The organism is Blautia sp. ZXY-1-B12 (assembly GCF_056339915.1).
The window spans coordinates 1-16,441 of record NZ_JBWJVP010000005.1 but is presented as its reverse complement, the minus strand read 5'-3'; the positions used below and the strand labels follow the sequence as shown (position 1 = coordinate 16,441).

Genomic DNA, 16,441 nt, shown 5'->3' with positions numbered 1-16,441 from the left:
TCCAATTAATCCACGCAAAAATACCTTCACTTGAATTCTGAGCTGATCTCAGTTTCAAATGAAGGTATTTTATTATCTGCCTATATTGCTGATTCTATGTAACGAATCTGTTATTCTTCCGGAACCGGCCAGATTCTGATACAGTTTGGCTCTGTAATCTTAATCGGCTTGCCGTTCATCACAATAATATTCTTCTCATAATCCACTGTAAAAGTAGTCAGTGTATTACTTGCATGATTAGCCAGCACCAGATGCTTATCATCCGGTAAAAGTACCAGATCTTTCGGATATTCACCACTGATCGGAAGTGTAAACTTCCTTGTCAGCATACCAGTCTCCTCATCACGCTCAAACATGGAAACTGTATCCTCACCTGCTGTTGTACAGAAAAGATGCTTGCCATCATTTGCAAGAGAAAGACCGGACGCTGCATTATGTGTATCATGAACATCCTTCTTCGCACTTGTCTCAATCGTCTGGATCAGTTCAAACGCCGGAACCTTACCGCTTCCATCATATTTGTAAGCCCTGATCTCATTACTGAGTTCAAAGAGAATATAAGCAAACTTACCATCATCGCTAAAACGAATGATACGCGGGCCGCTCTCTCTCGGACATCTCAGGATGTCTACCAGTTCCAGCTTATTGCGCAATTTGTTGACACGGTAAATCTTCACCTGATCAATTCCGTTATCTACTGCACAGAGATATTTATTATCCGGAGTCGGACGAACACAGTTCACATGGGGACGGAAGTTACGCTCTGCAACACTTCCGAGTCCTGTATGGAATACGCCATCCATCAGGCTTCCAAGTCTGCCGTCCTTATGAGTATGTACAACAGTCACCTTACCGTCATGATATCCGGCAACATAAAGATACTTACCGTCAACATCTGTAGAAAGGAAACAGCCTCTCATTCCATCAATATTTACACTGTTGATACGTGACAGATCACCATTTTTATCACGTTTAAATACTGCAACACCCTCATCCTCGATAGAATAAAGATACTTACCATTCTTTGAAACAGCCATGTGGGATGCATTACTTACTTCAACACTGCTGCGTTCTGTAAGAGTGCCATTCTCAACATCAACATCATAAACATGGATTCCCTGTCTGGAAGAGCCATGTGTATAAGAGCCCACATAAGCTACATATTTCTTTTCACTCATAATGCTTTTTTCCTCCTGCTGTCCTGAAGTTTATTTATCATCGCTCACTCTGTTCCCGTCTGCTGTCAGCGAGCAATAATATTTTCGTCCCGATATTGCCGGGCGATGTCATACGATAAGGTGATTATAGCACATTTTCCTAATCAGAACAAGCTTACGGAACTCAGTTTTATGTATTTTTTCCAGTTCATGGGTTACTGTCGTTACTGTTCACATACAAGCCAAAATTCTATTGCCGCAGGCAATCTGGAATGAATTTGGGCTAAGTTCTATAACTGATAAGCGCTCTGCTGTTTATTTGGTAAAATAATTTCTGACAGCTTCCAGTGTCTGGTCTATGATCTCATCTGTATGGGCAACAGATAAAAACATTGCCTCAAACTGTGACGGAGCCATATGGATTCCCTGCGCAAGCATTCCCTTGAAATATTCAGAGAAAGCTTTTGTATCCGAGGATTTGGCTGAGGTATAATCCACAACCTCCTGCTCTGTAAAGAACAGGCTTCCCAGGGAAGATACGTGATTGATATGGTAAGGCAGATTTTTCTCTGCCAGGATTTTCTCCATACCGCCATAGAGACGTTTTCCTTTTTCCTCCAGATCTTTATAAATTCCCTGGTGTTCATAGAGATATTTTAACTGTGTCAGTCCTGCTGCCATTGCAATAGGATTTCCGCTTAAAGTACCGGCCTGGTAAACCTTTCCCACAGGGGAAACCAGTTCCATGATCTCTCTGCGTCCGCCGTATGCGCCTACCGGCATACCTGCACCGATAATTTTACCATAGGTAACCAGATCAGGGGTCACGCCAAAATATTCTGCAGCACCGCCAAAAGCCAGACGGAAACCAGTGATAACCTCGTCAAAGATCAGAAGGGCGCCGTACTCATCGCAAAGCTTTCTCAGACCTTCCAGGAACCCCTTTTTCGGAGGAACCACACCCATATTGGCGCCTACAGCTTCCACGATAACAGCAGCAGTCTGTCCGTCAGCCTGCTCCATCAGTGCACGTACACTGTCCAGATCATTATAAACAGCAGTCATGGTATCCTCTGTGCATCCCTTAGGCACACCTGCACTGTCCGGAACACCGCTTGTCATCACACCGGAGCCTGCACTTACCAGCATGGCATCACTGTGTCCATGATAGCATCCTGCAAATTTAATGATCTTATTCTTTCCTGTAAATCCTCTGGCAACACGGACTGCACTCATAACAGCTTCTGTACCGGAATTTACCATACGCACCATATCCACATGTGGAATATGGTCACAGATAAACTCAGCCATCTCCACTTCGATTGCAGTTGCGCATCCGAAGCTGAGGCCCTTTTCACACGCCTTCAGCACACTTTCTTTTACTTCCGGAAAATTATGGCCCAGGATCATCGGTCCCCAGGAATCGATATAATCCACGTATTCTTTTCCATCAACATCATAAATATGGCATCCGTCTGCACGGTCGATAAATCTCGGTGCAATACCGATAGCACCGTATGCACGTACAGGACTGTTTACTCCTCCCGGAATTACCTTTACCGCTCTGTCAAATAATTCTTCTGATAAACCCATCAGCCGATTCTCCCTTCATCCATGCATTTTGCAAGTTCTTTTGCATAATAAGTAAGATAGATCTGGGCACCTGCACGGTATGCACTGACTGCCATCTCACACATAATACGTTCTTCATCGATCCAGCCCATTTTTGCAGCTGCTTTCACCATTGCATATTCACCGCTTACACTGTACGCTGCAACCGGCACATTTACAGCCTTTGATACCTCAGAGACCATATCAAGATAAGACATGGCAGGTTTTACCATAATGATATCTGCGCCCTCTTCCACATCTGTAAGCGCTTCCTTCATTCCCTCTCTTCTGTTGTGAAAATCCATCTGGTAACTCTTTCTGTCACCAAAGGACGGTGCAGAACCTGCAGCATCACGGAATGGTCCATAGAAAGCAGATGCATATTTTACTGCATAGGACATGATCGGTGCTCCATAATGTCCGTTCGCATCAAGAGCCTCACGGATAGCACGTACACGTCCGTCCATCATATCAGAGGGAGCTACCATATCTGCGCCTGCCTCTACATGGGAAACAGCTGTCTTAGCCAGTAATTCCAGTGTTGCATCATTATTTACATCATGACCGCAGAGCACTCCGCAGTGTCCGTGTGAAGTGTACTCACACATACATACATCTGTGATATAGTACATGTCCGGGAACTGTTTCTTTGCTTCTCTCAGGGCCTTCTGTACGATTCCGTTGGGGTCGTACGCACCGCTTCCCACCTCATCCTTGTGATCCGGGATGCCGAACAGCATAATGCTGTTTACTCCTGCATTCTGCAGACGTTCCAGTTCAAAAGGAAGACGGTCTACACTGTAGCGGAACTGTCCTTCCATAGAAGGGATCTCTTCTTCAATTCCTGTTCCCTCTTTTACAAATAAGGGATAGATAAGGGAAGACTTGTCCATTCTTGTCTCTCTTACCATTTTTCTTAAATTTTCACTGCCTCTTAATCTTCTTGGTCTCTGAATTAAGTCCATGTCTTTTTGCTCCTTTTATCAACAATTCTCATAACTGTTCCATTTTTTGCAGAATAGTTATCAGTTTTCCTGTTTCATCTCTTCCACAAGCTCTATGAGACTTTCGATGGTAGCCTTCTTTGCCATGCGGGTCTGCATACCATAAGCATCTGCTGCAGCTTTGGTCTGTTTTCCGATACAGGCAGCTTTTACCTTCGTATAGTCCAGTCCCTTTGTGCCTTCCACAAAGCCCTTTACAGTGGATGCACTGGTAAATACTACACAGTCCACACTTCCTGTCTCCAGTTCTTTCTTCTCATCGATCAGTCTGCTCTTCTCATAACGAGTAGTGTAGGTTGCAATATCATCCACCTGTGCCCCTGTCTGCTCCAGCAATTCTGTCAGCTTTTTATTTCCGGCTTCGGCTCTTGGGATCAGAATTTTTTCATTTCCCTGAAGTTCTTTTGCAAGCTCTGCTCCAAGAGTATCTCCGTCATACACACCTGGCACAAAATCAGCCAGCAGGTGATGCTCTTTCAGCTTTTTCTTCGTTCCTTCACCGATCACTGCGATCTTCGCCTGTCCCAGGCTGCGCACATCCATCTCTTTTCTGTCCATCTCGTCAAAAAAGATCTCCACACCTGCAGGGCTTGTAAAAATGATCCACTGATAAGTATCCAGTTTCTCAAATGCCTCATACAGTCTGCCATTATCCTCAACAGGTACTGTACAGATAGACGGCAGCTCCAGAACCTCGGCGCCTTTCTGACGGAGAAGATCTGCTGTCTTTGAAATATGCTGTCTTGGTCTTGTGACCAGAACCTTCCAGCCTGCCAGAGGAAGCTTCTCATACCAGGCAAATTTGTCAGCCAGAGAACATACCTTTCCCACAACAATAATGGCAGGTGTCTCTATCCCCTGTCTGTCCACCTCTTCCTTGAGGGTACCTACAGTAGCAACCACCCGCTTCTGTCCTGCTGTTGTTCCTTTCTGAAGAACTGCTGCCGGCATATCCGAATCCATGCCGCCTGCAAGAAGCCCTTTGCAGATATCCTCCAGTGCTGCAATTCCCATGAGAAACACCAGTGTTCCCTTTGTCTGAGTCAGTGCTTTAAAATCTATATCATACTCCTGCCCTGCACGTTTATGTCCTGTAATAATATGTAAGGACGAACAGAAATCCCTGTGTGTCACAGGAATCCCATTATAAGCAGGAACAGAGATGGGAGATGTCACTCCGGGCACGATCTCATAAGGGATTCCATTCTCAGAAAGAAGTTCCAGTTCCTCCCCGCCTCTTCCAAAGAGAAAGGGATCTCCACCTTTAAGCCTTACCACTTTATTTCCTTTTTCAGCTTCTTCCAGAAGAACCTTATTAATATCCTCCTGCACCATTGTATGGTGATTTGCTCTTTTACCTACATTAATCAGTCTGGCATGCTCCGGAATCTTTGCCAGAACCCCTTCGCCTACCAGACTGTCATATACTACCACATCTGCCTGCTGCAGAACCGCTGCGCCCTTTAATGTAAAAAGCCCGATATCACCCGGTCCCGCACCAACCAGCCAAACCTTGCCAGCTGCCATGTTTCTTCTCCTTTATGGTCACAAGAATTTTTTTCTATAAATTTTGTATCCTGAAATTTTGTATTCTGAAATTTGTATCCTATAGCAATTTCAGTTCAGTTTCAACGAATCAGATAAATATTTTATTACTTTCCCTCACAGTCAGATTTCAATTGCTTTGCAAGATCTGTTCCAAGCTTCTCTCCATCCTCTGCTGCACCTCTGATCTGACCTGTAAGCCACTTTCCTGTAGCTTCACTGTAATATAAACCGCGGATAAAGATCTCATCTCCGTCCACCTCTGCAAATGCAGCTACAGGCGAAGAACATCCTCCGTCCAGATATTTTACATATGCGCGCTCTGCAGTTCCTGCAATCCAGGCATCCCTGTCACAGTATCCGTCCAGATACCCATAATCCTCACCTTTGCGTCCCTGTACAGCCAGGATTCCCTGACCTGCTGAAGGAATCATCTCATCCGGTGTAAAATATCTGCTGATCCTACTTTCCAGCCCCAGTCGTTTCAGACCTGCCGCTGCCAAGATCAGCCCGGAATACTCTCCTTCATCCAGCTTGCGAAGCCTTGTCTGCAGATTTCCACGGATACTCTTTACCTCCATCTCAGGATACAGCTTCTCTAACTGAAGAGTTCTCCTTAAGCTGGAACATCCCAGAGGTTTATCCGGATCCAGCTCCGCCACTCCCTCAGGAAGCACCAGTACATCTCTTGGATCCTCACGCTTTGAAAAGGCCAGAAGCGGAAGCTCTTTTGGAACCTCCATAGGCATATCCTTAAGACTGTGTACAGACAGATTGCTTTTACCATCCAGCAATGCCCTGTCCAGTTCTTTTACAAACAGTCCTTTTCCGCCCACCTTATCCAGGGTACGATCCAGAATAATATCTCCTGTCGTTTTCATAGTCAGGATATTTACTGTTATTTCAGAGCCGGCATTTTCTTCACGGTTTTTCTGTTCTATGTAGCTTTTTACCATCTCACTCTGGAGAACTGCCAGCTTACTCTCTCTACTTCCAATGATCACCTCAGTCATCATTTTCCTCCTCATTATCATCTTCCTGCGCAACTCTCTCCAGGGCATTCTGAATCTCTTCTCTTATCCTGCGCGCTTTTTTATGGTCCAGACCACTGGCTGTAATTCCCACCACCAGTCCCTCTTCCATATAAATTCCCGGGAAATAAAAATCGCACTGCTCCCTGTCACTGGCTACATTAACATAAACGCCTTCCTGCCTGCAGATCCTGTGGATCTCATCATTTAACTTTCTGTCATTGGTAGCTGCGATCACCATATATGCCATCGCAAAGTCTGTACGCTTCACCGGACGTGTGATCAGCTCTACATAGCCGGCTTTGCCAAGCTCCATCATCTCCATGGTGACCTTCGGAGCAATGACTCTGATATTTCTGGTGAATGATAAAAGGGTTTTCACTCGACGGGTTGCAATGTTTCCGCCGCCTACAACCACGATATTCTTATCTGATAAGTCTATAAACATTGGAAAATACGGCTTATTCTTCATATATTTTCTCCAGTCCTGCCACACACTCAAGGAAAATCTCCTGATTCAGACTGTCACGCAGACCAAAGATCAGTTTATTTACTACTTTTCCTGCTGCCGTATCCACTGCATGGACCAGATTCTGCCTGTCATCCTCTTCCATAGGTGTTTTCTTTAATATCTTTGCAATCCTTAAATTCAGGTCATTGACTGCCTCATCTTTAATATCCTGAATTCTTGGGATCAGGTCTCTTCCATCCAGCCATTGGAAAAATTCATCCATCTGCTCTCTTACGATCGCGCCTGCTGCCTCCAGATTTTCCTGAAGTTCTGCAGGAACTTCCTCTATACGGAAGCTGTCCATGTCATAAAGTGTGACCCCCTGGATCTTTCCAACAGATGGCTCTATATCTCTGGGAACTGCCAGATCGATCAGGATCAGGTCATCCTTTGTCCGGATTCCCTGGAACAATTCTTCTTTTAATGTAAAATTCGGGCTTGCAGTTGCACTTACTACAAGATCACACTGTGGCATATACTCCATTCTGTCACCGTAATTAATACGCTTGCAGCCCAGCGGAATATTCACAACTCCGCTTCTGTACTGACGGATGGTCACTGTTACATCTGCACCTGCCTCCTGCAAAGCCTGAGCAGCCACCTTACCCATCTCACCGTTACCGATAACCATACAGGTCTTATCCCTGAGAGAATACCCTTTCTCTGCCAGAAATCCGATGGCCTGATGGATCACTGACGGATTTCCATGAGAAAAAGGAACCTCTGTCTTAATCCTCTTTCCTGCTGTGGCAGCCATTCTGAACAAAACCTCCAGAACACCATCTGCCGCAAAATTCTCTCTTGCCAGATTCAGGGCATCCTTCACCTGTGTAAGGATCTGATCCTCCCCTATGATCTGTGATTTCAGACCACTGGTAAGATAAAAAAGATGCTCAACTGCCTCCTGATCCTTACGCTCCACAAAATATTGTCTGTAGGAATCCTCAGTGATTCCCTTTATCCTGCAGAGGCAGTCATAAAGACAGACATCCTCCTCATCATCCACACTTGCCCAGACCTCCAGTCGGTTACAGGTGGACAAGATCACGCATCCATATATTCCATTTTCATTCTTTATTTTTTCCATTGCTTCACCGGCATTTTTCTTTGTAAATGCAAATTTCGCACGAATATCCACCGGTGCCATATTATGGTCAATTCCAATCATGGAAATACTCATAATTTCTAACTCTCCTTCGTATTTCACCATTCCTCATTCATTTCATATCAAATCAAATATCCCACTGGCAACAGGGTATTTAATTTGATATGAAATCCGGACAGCTAAAAAGCACTGTCAGAAATATCATAATCATTTCCTGTTAAGATGTCAATTGTAAACACGGAAAAAACTCAGCATTAGAGTAAAGGATGTTACTGTTCACATACCACTATCCCGCGACATACAAGCCAAAATTCCATTGCCGCAGGCAATCTGGAATGAATTTTGGCTAAGTTACTGTGAACGGAGTGAACAGTAACTAAAGGATAACGTGACAAGACCTCATTACCGTTCGTTCTGCATCCGGTAATGAGGTCTGAATATTCTGTGTTCACTGTTTGTCTATTCTCATCAGCACCTTACATTTCTTTCTGTAACAGGCGATTCCATATTTTATAATTGTATGAATCCCTTCCTGTTCCAACGACTCAGTATATCTGATATCTATAATCTGCTGAAGTGCTTTTTCGCACTCTCCCTGAAGATTTCCGTCATCTGCATATTTTACTTCGATCACAATCCCCACATCTTCATCTTCTATACGAATTAGAATATCCCCGAATCCATCTCCTGATTCCCGATTAGACATTACTGACCAGTTCTCTTTGAATCCCAGGATCCCCAGCAGCAATCCATGATAGAAATTTTCTTTCGTTGGTTTCTGCGCAAAGGTATCTCTTATGCTGATCGTTTTCTTCATATATTCTGTAAAAATCAACTCTACTTTTTCCGGATTTTGGTTCAGCAGTGCATCACACAAATCACTGACTGTTTTTCCATCGTCCTTTACATTTTCTTTGAACATTTTCAGAATATGGTTGGTGATAATATTTCGGATCTCTCTGTTGGGAATAACCAGATTATATCTGTTACCACTGGGTTCCCCTCTCTGTGTCAGATATCCTGTCATAAAAAGTGTGCTCCACAGATTGTCTATGGAAGAATATAATTCCTTATAGGTAAGCTCAGAATTAATTTCTTTCTGGACAATCCCTCCATTTACCAGCTGTTCCAGCTCCATTCTGGTCAGCTTCTGTGGTTTTCCCACACTGTCAATGAAATGACTGATCACACTGTTTCCACTTGTATTCGCCCAGTAATTCTTCGGTTCCAGTCCGGGATCTGCCAGATGATCACTGCAGAAATTGATCACATCCCATGGACAATAAACATCCACATTTCCAAACCGGTAGCCGTCATACCACTCTTTCACTGTCTCATAATATTTTTCCTGTCCATAATACCGGAGGAGTTCCCTTACTTCCGCATCTGTAAATCCAAATGTTTCATCAAAGCTCTTATCTGTAATGGAATAAACTTTAAAGTTGTTAAGACCTGTAAAAATGCTTTCTTTTGCAATCCGCAGGCATCCTGTCAGCACTGCGAATTTCAGACTGCTGTTGGTTTTTAATGCATTCTCAAATAAATTGCGGATCAGCAATACCATTTCATCATAATAGCCATTTTCATTTGCCTTTGCCAGAGGTACGTCATATTCATCGATCAGAACAATTACTTTTCTGCCATAGTGCTTTTCCAGCAATTCTGTCAGCTCACGGATACTGTACACCAGAGAATCGTTTGTCATTTCTTTTTTCTTTAACTGTATCAGCAATTCGTGATCTGTCTCATCAAGCTCTGTGCTGTCTGAAAGTACGGATAGCCTGCGGGCTTCTTCATTGATTGTTTTTATGAGAAATCTGCGGGCTTCCTCATATGTGGCACCATTGATTCCCTTCAGACTGACAGAAACCACCGGAAATTTCCCCTGATATTTTTCACATAATTCCTGATTATCTGAAATCCTCAGCCCATCAAACAAAGTCTTATCTTTTCCAATCTCAAAAAAACTCTGGAGCATACTCATATTCAGGGATTTTCCAAAGCGTCTCGGACGGGTAAACAGGTTTACCTTTCCCCACTGGGTAAGCAATTGTTCAATTACATGTGACTTATCTACATAATAGAAATCTTCCCGACGCATCTCTTCAAAATTCTCAATTCCAATTGGAAGTTTTTTTAATCCTGCCATCTTATCTCCCCTTCCATTTATAAAGCATCCCTTCTTATTGTTATCCGTCTTATTACTGTTTATAATAGCATGAATCCTACTGTAATTCCAGAAAATAATCTAACCTATTACTATCGCAAGTGACAGTGGCAAACGAAGCAAAATATGTAATAATATGATTGAGATACTTGCAGAAAATATTAAAAGAAAGGGAAGGTGATGAAAATTATGAAGATATTGAAGAAAACAGGAGGGATTCTCCTTGTAATAATCGGAATATTCTTTTTTGTATCTGCTTTAAAGATGATCTTTGTGGATAACCCCAAAACAAAAGCAGCTCTGAAAGACGCAGTTTACGTTGATGCAGCAGATACGATCGACCCGGAAAACGATGGAAAAACCGTCATTGTATGCGGCACATTTGAGCTGACTGAACCGGCACATGATGATGAGCTTGGACTGGACTTTGACAGCATCCGCATTTCATGTTCAAAACAGACAATGAAATTAACAAAATCTTCTTCCAAAAAGAAGGAGGCAATGACTGACGACGAAAAGAAATATGGCGTTCTGGAATGGAATTCATCTTTCAGCAGCATGCCGGTATCAGGCCAGGGGAAAATTGGAAATTATGCACTTTCGCAGGATTTTATTGATGATATTATGCTGACCAAAACCTGGGAAGATTACGACAAGGCAGCATTATCATCTGCCGGTTATACATATGTACCGGATAACACCTATACACAGAAGCATTTTATAGAACCATCGAACCAGACGACACGTTCACATAAAGAATATGATGTTCGTTATTATTATTCTGCTGCTGATTTCGAAACAGGGCAAACCGTAACTGCTATCGGCATACAGGACGGACAGACTCTCAAATCCGCACCCGGAATCACAGAGAATCTAATGAAAAATAAACTTGACCGCGATGAAGCGATCAAACAGGGCGGCACCCCAGGTGTAGGAGCCCAGATCTTTTCAGTTGTTTCCTCATTGCTGTTAATATTGGGAGGGTTCCTTCTTATTATATTATGAGAAATAAATCTATAGCAATCCTCTTAAATGCATTATTTACGAGGATTGCTATAAAAACAAGATATTGTTGTATCATCAAATCAGATGGTTGGGCGATATCCTCTGTGACATACTCCGTATCTAGTACATCGTTTTCGAAATAACTATACCAATCGCGTAGGATGCGGATTGGTATAGTTATTTACGAAACGATGTACTAGCTTTTTACTTCTCAATTCTAAGCATGCGATATCCAATGCCAATATGTGTCTGGATGTATTGCACTCCATTTTTCTCAGGCTCCAGTTTTTTTCGCAATGTTGCCATAAAAACTCTAAGAGAAGCAACGTCATTATCCGAACATCGTCCCCAAATCTGCTGGGTAATATAGGTATGTGTCAATACCTTTCCCACATTGCGGGACAAAAGACAGAGCAGCTTATATTCTATAGGTGTCAGATGCAATTCCTCTCCCTTCAGATATGTACAGCCTGCCGTATAGTCTATCTTTAATCCACCATTCTCAAAAACAGAGCTTTCTATCTGCTCTCCGCTCTGCATAACCGCAAGTCTCCTCTGGGTGACACGGATACGCGCAAGTAATTCCTCAACAGAGAACGGTTTCGTAATATAATCATCTGCTCCTGCATCCAGCGCCTCTATTTTATCTGTGTCCTCACTTCTGGCGCTGATCACAATAATCGGCATATTCGACCAGGTACGGATTTTTTTTATCACTTCTACCCCTTCCATATCAGGAAGCCCCAGATCCAGAAGAACAATATCCGGATTGTGGGACGAAGCTTCCAGAATAGCTGAAGATCCGTTTTCTGCAGCCAGATATTTATAGTCATGTGTTTTTAATGTAGTAACGATCAGATTGCGTATGGGTCTGTCATCCTCAACCACCAGAATTAATGTTTTATTCATTTAATGTCACCTCGCTTAAGGGTAAAGTAAAAGTAAAATTGCATCCATGAGGATCATGATCTGTCAAAACCAGGGTTCCTTCATGTGCTTCTATAATAGAATGGCAAAGTGCCAGTCCAAGTCCCAGACTTCGGTGACTATCCGCAACTGTTGTTTTCCCTGTATAAAACATCTCAAAAATATGTGTTTTCATTTCTTCCGGAATTCCCGGGCCATTATCTTCCACACTTATCTGCGCTTTTCCATCTGTTTTCGTTCCCCGAATAAAGATCACAGAACCCGGTGGTGTATATTTTATTGCATTGTCAACTAAATTTACCAGAACCTGCATAATAAGACGTACATCCATACGTGCAAGAACAAGTTCTTCGCAGTCTGTCACAATTTTATAATCATCATGTTTCCGGCTGATATGCCGCAGGGATTCTGCAATCACCTCATCCAGAAGCTGGTCTGTAAATTTAAATTTCAGTCTTCCGTCATTCAGTCTGGTAATAGAAAGCAGATTCTCCACAACTCCGATCAGCCATTCAGAATCATCATAGATATCGCTATAAATCTGATGTTTTGTAGCTTCGTCCAGACGGTCGCTATTGCCAAGCAGCATATCTGCATTACCGGAAATGGAGCAAAGCGGCGTACGAAGATCATGCGAAATCGCCCGAAGAAGATCTGCCTGCAGCTGTTCATTTTTGGCCATAACTGCATTTTTTTCTTTTTCTAATGCATTTTTTGCATTTTCCATTGCAAGCGCACATTCATTTATTACAGACAACAGGATGCTGTATTCAAAAGAGTCCAGTATTTCTTTTTGCAATGGTATCCCGATCACACCGTAAACATTATCCCCGCTCCGGATTGCCAGATATAAACATTTAGCCTGAGGAAAATGGTGTGTGGACGCACCGGCATGCTGCCTGTTTTCACAGACCCATCTGGCTATCTGCTGCTCTTCTGGTATCAAAAAATCTTCTGTGTCCTCTTTTTCCCCGGAAAAAAGCTTTCCCTCTGATAAAATTCCATTTTCTACTACATATGCTGTAATATTGCGGTTTAATAAACGGAGAAGCTGTGTACAGGTGACATCAAGAATCTCTGTTTCTCCTTTTGCCTTTTGCAGCAGACGGTCTGTATCGAACAGAATCTGTGTACGAAAAGCAAGCTGTGTAGACAGCTTTGCATGTGTTTTCAGCTTTGCTGCAAGTGCTCCCGTAAGTACGGATGAAATAAGCATTATGAAAAATGTCACCGGATAACCCACCGCATAGGTTTTGAAAGACATCCTTGGTTCTGTCAGAAAAAAACAAAATAAAAATACACTTAAAAAAGAGCCTGCCACACTACAAAGATAGCCATCTGTCACAATCGAAGTAAGCAAAACCCCCAGAATATATATGGTTACAATGTTCGTATCCGTAAAATTCAGTTTCTGAAACAACAGACCAATTAAAGTGCATACCGCAAATATAAATACCGTCAGAAAATAATCCTTTGCAGACGGTTTTTCCATAGACCATATGAATGACCGTTTCTGATGATTCACATTTTTTAAACTCATCCTGTCCCCCACCTTTTTTACTGTTTTGAAAATTATATCATGGGGCTGTGTTGTGGTCAAAAATCTTTTTTACTAGTACAGCGAAAATTAAGTTTCTGCTATATTGACGCAGGATGATTTCTTCAGCTGCAAGGCGGAGGAATGAGGCGTAGCGGTGGCTACGGCGATTGACGACAACGCCGCAGATGAAAAATCAGACAAGTCAATATAGCAGTTACTTAATATTCGCTGTACTATATGCGGAAGCACTTCTGAAGAGCTCTGTATTCTCCCAGCACCAGCAATTTACTATTCTCTTCCAAATACGTATCCGGAGAAATTGCAATATTAAATTCTCCTTCATTTTTTACTGCCAGAATATTAATATTGTAACGCTTTCTGATATCCAGTCCGCCTACAGTTTTTCCAGTCCATTCCTCCGGCACTTCTACCTCAAAAATCGCATGGGAAGCATCCACCTCCATATAATCAAGGATATGATCATCTGTGTAACGGATAGATGCCCATTTTGCAACCTGCTTTTCTGGATAAACCACCTTATCTGCACCATTACGTAAGAGAAATTTTTCCTGGACATCACGTTCAGCTCTGGATATTACCAGTTTTGCTCCCAGTTCTTTCAGAAGGGAAGTGGTCTCAAGAGAACTCTGAAAGCTTCCTCCAATAGTCACAAAACAGATATCGTAGTTTCCAATTCCAAGGGATTGTAAAAATTCAGCATTGGTACTGTCCCCAATCTGGGCGTTAGTCACAAACGGAAGCACTTTGTCCACCCTTTCTTCATTCCAGTCAACTGCCATAATTTCATGCCCAAGCTGACTCAGCTGCATGGCAATATGTCTTCCAAATCTTCCAAGTCCAATAATCAATACATTCTTCATGATATTACTTTTCTCCTTCTCATCCAACTGTGATTTTCTCCAGAGGAAGCTTTGCATTTCCCTTATTTCTTCCTGAGAATACTGCATAAATCAGGGTCAGGCCACCTACGCGTCCCAGATACATCAGTATGATCAGCACAACTTGTGAAAAAACATGAAGTCCCGGTGTGACTCCCAAGGTCAGACCTACCGTGCCCACAGCTGAAGCTGCTTCATATAGACAATCCAAAAGGGGAAGACCTTCGTATACGCTGATTGCAACACCTCCACAAAAGAATAATGTAAAATAGAGCATAGCTATTGTGGCTGCATTTTTTATCACATGATACTCCAGTCTCCGTCCAAAAGCCCCTGCATTTTCCTGACTGCGAAAGGTTGCAATTGCATTTAAAATCAGTACCGTAAAAGTAGTTGTTTTCATTCCTCCTGCTGTAGAACCCGGCGAACCACCAATCAACATTAACAGTATCATAACCGCTTTTGATGCCTCGCTCATCTCTGAAATATCTATGGTATTAAAGCCGGCAGTTCTTGTAGTTACCGATTGAAACATGGCAGCTAACAGGCGTTCTCCCGCAGGCAGGTTTTTCAAATCACAGGCAAAGAAAAAAAATGCCGGAAAAACAATCAGGCATACAGTAGTCATGAGAATAATCTTGCTTTGCATGCGGTAACGTTTAAAATTCATTTTATTCCTATAAATATCATCCCAGGTAAGAAAACCAATTCCTCCTGTAATGATCAGCAGCATAATTACCACATTTATAAGGATATTTCCGGAATAGCCCGTCAGAGACGGAAAGGCATTATCTGCTGTTCCCAGAATGTCAAATCCTGCATTACAAAAAGCAGAAACAGAATGAAAGGCTGCCATCCAGATTCCCTTTAAGCCATAATCCGATACAAAAACCGGCAGCAATAACATAGCTCCTGCTGCTTCAATCAAAAGAGTCCCCTTTAAAATGAACCTTGTCAGTCTGACAATTCCTCCAACTTTAGGTGCTGAAATTGCATCCTGCATTGTACTTCTTTGCATGAGAGATATTTTTTTCCCTGAAAGAAGCGAAACCGCTGCCGCTACGGTTACTACTCCAAGTCCACCTATTTGTATAAGCGCAAGAATAACTGTCTGTCCGAACACAGACCAGTAACTTCCGCTGTCCTTTACTACAAGTCCTGTAACGCATACTGCCGAAGTGGCTGTAAAAAGTGCCTCATGAAATGGCGTCGGCACTTTCTCCAAAGAAGAAACCGGAAGCATCAGCAAAATGCTTCCCAAAAGGATCACACCTGCAAATCCCAGAATAATCAGCTGAAAAGACGTCAGGTGTTTTTTCTTACACATTTTTTCCGGCATAAATGATCATAACTCCTTACTAATGATTCTATAGCAATATCTTCATAATGCGTCTTATTATATACAATTGCTTTCAAAGATAGTATAAAAGTCTATGATTCCGTATTAAGATTGTATAAAGACAGTCAATACTTTTACACAAGACGTATCAGCATATGGCATAATCTTATTGATGTAGAACTGTCTGTTTATCATAGAAATCACCTTCATGGTTCCATGATACCCGCAATCGCATCAAAAAATAACAGGTATTGTGATTTATAACCGCAATACCTGTTATTTTGCTACTTGCCTGATTCGATTAAACACACACTAATTCATCTGACATTTCTCTCTGAGAGTGTCATAAATTTTCTTTGTTTCTGATTCATCTGCGCCATTTACCACCAATATTTTTCCGCCTATATCCATAACTACATATGAGTGGCAGGATGCATGGGTGTAGCGGATATAATCTCCATAAATATCATTTCTGAAATTTCCCATACCATACTTCAGGTTTCCCATACCATTTGTTCTGCGATCATTCCCATTTTGAAATAAATTTTCTTTGTATGAGATACTGTCAATCTGCTCATAATCCACTGTATAATCACTCCA

At 42.4% G+C, this 16,441-nt stretch carries 13 protein-coding genes and 1 pseudogene; 1 reads left to right on the top strand and 13 read right to left on the bottom strand.

All coding sequences use genetic code 11. The features are described from left to right. Window positions 1-110 precede the first annotated feature (110 nt). The 8 genes from AC075L_RS00355 to AC075L_RS00320 all read right to left on the bottom strand — a co-directional run bounded on the left by AC075L_RS00355 (window position 111) and on the right by AC075L_RS00320 (window position 10,113). A complete protein-coding gene (locus tag AC075L_RS00355) occupies window positions 111-1,178 on the bottom strand; it encodes a lactonase family protein (RefSeq protein WP_008704751.1) in 1,068 nt (355 codons plus the stop codon). Window positions 1,179-1,472: 294 nt separating this feature from the next. Beyond that, window positions 1,473-2,750 (bottom strand): glutamate-1-semialdehyde 2,1-aminomutase, encoded by a 1,278-nt coding sequence (gene hemL / locus AC075L_RS00350; protein WP_118408165.1) that lies wholly within the window; start codon window positions 2,748-2,750, stop codon window positions 1,473-1,475. Beyond that, a complete protein-coding gene (gene hemB / locus AC075L_RS00345; protein ID WP_022381479.1) occupies window positions 2,750-3,733 on the bottom strand; it encodes a porphobilinogen synthase in 984 nt (327 codons plus the stop codon). The genes hemL and hemB overlap by 1 nt, the downstream gene beginning before the upstream one ends. A gap of 60 nt (window positions 3,734-3,793) precedes the next feature. Continuing rightward, window positions 3,794-5,299 (bottom strand): uroporphyrinogen-III C-methyltransferase, encoded by a 1,506-nt coding sequence (gene cobA, locus AC075L_RS00340; protein WP_118566267.1) that lies wholly within the window; start codon window positions 5,297-5,299, stop codon window positions 3,794-3,796. A 125-nt stretch (window positions 5,300-5,424) separates the two neighbouring features. Beyond that, window positions 5,425-6,345, bottom strand: a complete 921-nt coding sequence (gene hemC, locus AC075L_RS00335; RefSeq protein WP_330607468.1) for a hydroxymethylbilane synthase — start codon at window positions 6,343-6,345, stop codon at window positions 5,425-5,427. Next, complete coding sequence (locus AC075L_RS00330; RefSeq protein WP_022381476.1) at window positions 6,323-6,820, bottom strand: precorrin-2 dehydrogenase/sirohydrochlorin ferrochelatase family protein; 498 nt, start codon at window positions 6,818-6,820, stop codon at window positions 6,323-6,325. The genes hemC and AC075L_RS00330 overlap by 23 nt, the downstream gene beginning before the upstream one ends. Next, window positions 6,810-8,039: a glutamyl-tRNA reductase gene (gene hemA, locus AC075L_RS00325; RefSeq protein WP_118566265.1), complete on the bottom strand. Its 1,230-nt coding sequence runs from the start codon at window positions 8,037-8,039 to the stop codon at window positions 6,810-6,812. Before hemA ends, AC075L_RS00330 begins: the two co-directional genes overlap by 11 nt. A 373-nt stretch (window positions 8,040-8,412) precedes the next feature. Continuing rightward, a complete protein-coding gene (locus AC075L_RS00320) occupies window positions 8,413-10,113 on the bottom strand; it encodes an AAA family ATPase (protein WP_118566264.1) in 1,701 nt (566 codons plus the stop codon). Window positions 10,114-10,320: 207 nt separating this feature from the next. Between AC075L_RS00320 and AC075L_RS00315 the strand changes: the two genes are divergently transcribed. After that, complete coding sequence (locus AC075L_RS00315) at window positions 10,321-11,136, top strand: hypothetical protein (protein WP_243104623.1); 816 nt, start codon at window positions 10,321-10,323, stop codon at window positions 11,134-11,136. 204 nt (window positions 11,137-11,340) lie between these two features. On the opposite strand, the gene AC075L_RS00310 is transcribed toward AC075L_RS00315, so the two are convergent. The 5 genes and pseudogenes from AC075L_RS00310 to AC075L_RS00290 form a co-directional block, all read right to left on the bottom strand. After that, a complete protein-coding gene (locus tag AC075L_RS00310; protein WP_019161280.1) occupies window positions 11,341-12,045 on the bottom strand; it encodes a response regulator in 705 nt (234 codons plus the stop codon). Then, window positions 12,038-13,603, bottom strand: a complete 1,566-nt coding sequence (locus tag AC075L_RS00305) for an ATP-binding protein (protein ID WP_118566263.1) — start codon at window positions 13,601-13,603, stop codon at window positions 12,038-12,040. Before AC075L_RS00305 ends, AC075L_RS00310 begins: the two co-directional genes overlap by 8 nt. A 233-nt stretch (window positions 13,604-13,836) precedes the next feature. Then, window positions 13,837-14,484 (bottom strand): potassium channel family protein, encoded by a 648-nt coding sequence (locus AC075L_RS00300; protein WP_118566292.1) that lies wholly within the window; start codon window positions 14,482-14,484, stop codon window positions 13,837-13,839. 19 nt (window positions 14,485-14,503) lie between these two features. Beyond that, window positions 14,504-15,841 carry a TrkH family potassium uptake protein gene (locus AC075L_RS00295; RefSeq protein ID WP_118566262.1) on the bottom strand — a complete coding sequence of 446 codons (1,338 nt, stop codon included), beginning with the start codon at window positions 15,839-15,841 and terminating at the stop codon, window positions 14,504-14,506. Window positions 15,842-16,153: 312 nt separating this feature from the next. Further along, window positions 16,154-16,441, bottom strand: a pseudogene (locus tag AC075L_RS00290) (SdpI family protein); the annotation flags it as partial.

Bases quoted from the DNA above. Each gene is read 5' to 3' on its own strand.
- AC075L_RS00355 (WP_008704751.1), bottom strand. From the start codon at position 1,178: ATGAGTGAAAAGAAATATGTAGCTTATGTGGGCTCTTATACACATGGC.
- cobA (WP_118566267.1), bottom strand. From the start codon at position 5,299: ATGGCAGCTGGCAAGGTTTGGCTGGTTGGTGCGGGACCGGGTGATATC.
- AC075L_RS00300 (WP_118566292.1), bottom strand. From the start codon at position 14,484: ATGAAGAATGTATTGATTATTGGACTTGGAAGATTTGGAAGACATATT.
- hemC (WP_330607468.1), bottom strand. From the start codon at position 6,345: ATGAGGAGGAAAATGATGACTGAGGTGATCATTGGAAGTAGAGAGAGT.
- AC075L_RS00305 (WP_118566263.1), bottom strand. From the start codon at position 13,603: ATGAGTTTAAAAAATGTGAATCATCAGAAACGGTCATTCATATGGTCT.
- AC075L_RS00315 (WP_243104623.1), top strand. From the start codon at position 10,321: ATGAAGATATTGAAGAAAACAGGAGGGATTCTCCTTGTAATAATCGGA.
- hemL (WP_118408165.1), bottom strand. From the start codon at position 2,750: ATGGGTTTATCAGAAGAATTATTTGACAGAGCGGTAAAGGTAATTCCG.
- AC075L_RS00310 (WP_019161280.1), bottom strand. From the start codon at position 12,045: ATGAATAAAACATTAATTCTGGTGGTTGAGGATGACAGACCCATACGC.
- hemB (WP_022381479.1), bottom strand. From the start codon at position 3,733: ATGGACTTAATTCAGAGACCAAGAAGATTAAGAGGCAGTGAAAATTTA.
- AC075L_RS00330 (WP_022381476.1), bottom strand. From the start codon at position 6,820: ATGAAGAATAAGCCGTATTTTCCAATGTTTATAGACTTATCAGATAAG.
- AC075L_RS00295 (WP_118566262.1), bottom strand. From the start codon at position 15,841: ATGCCGGAAAAAATGTGTAAGAAAAAACACCTGACGTCTTTTCAGCTG.
- hemA (WP_118566265.1), bottom strand. From the start codon at position 8,039: ATGAGTATTTCCATGATTGGAATTGACCATAATATGGCACCGGTGGAT.
- AC075L_RS00320 (WP_118566264.1), bottom strand. From the start codon at position 10,113: ATGGCAGGATTAAAAAAACTTCCAATTGGAATTGAGAATTTTGAAGAG.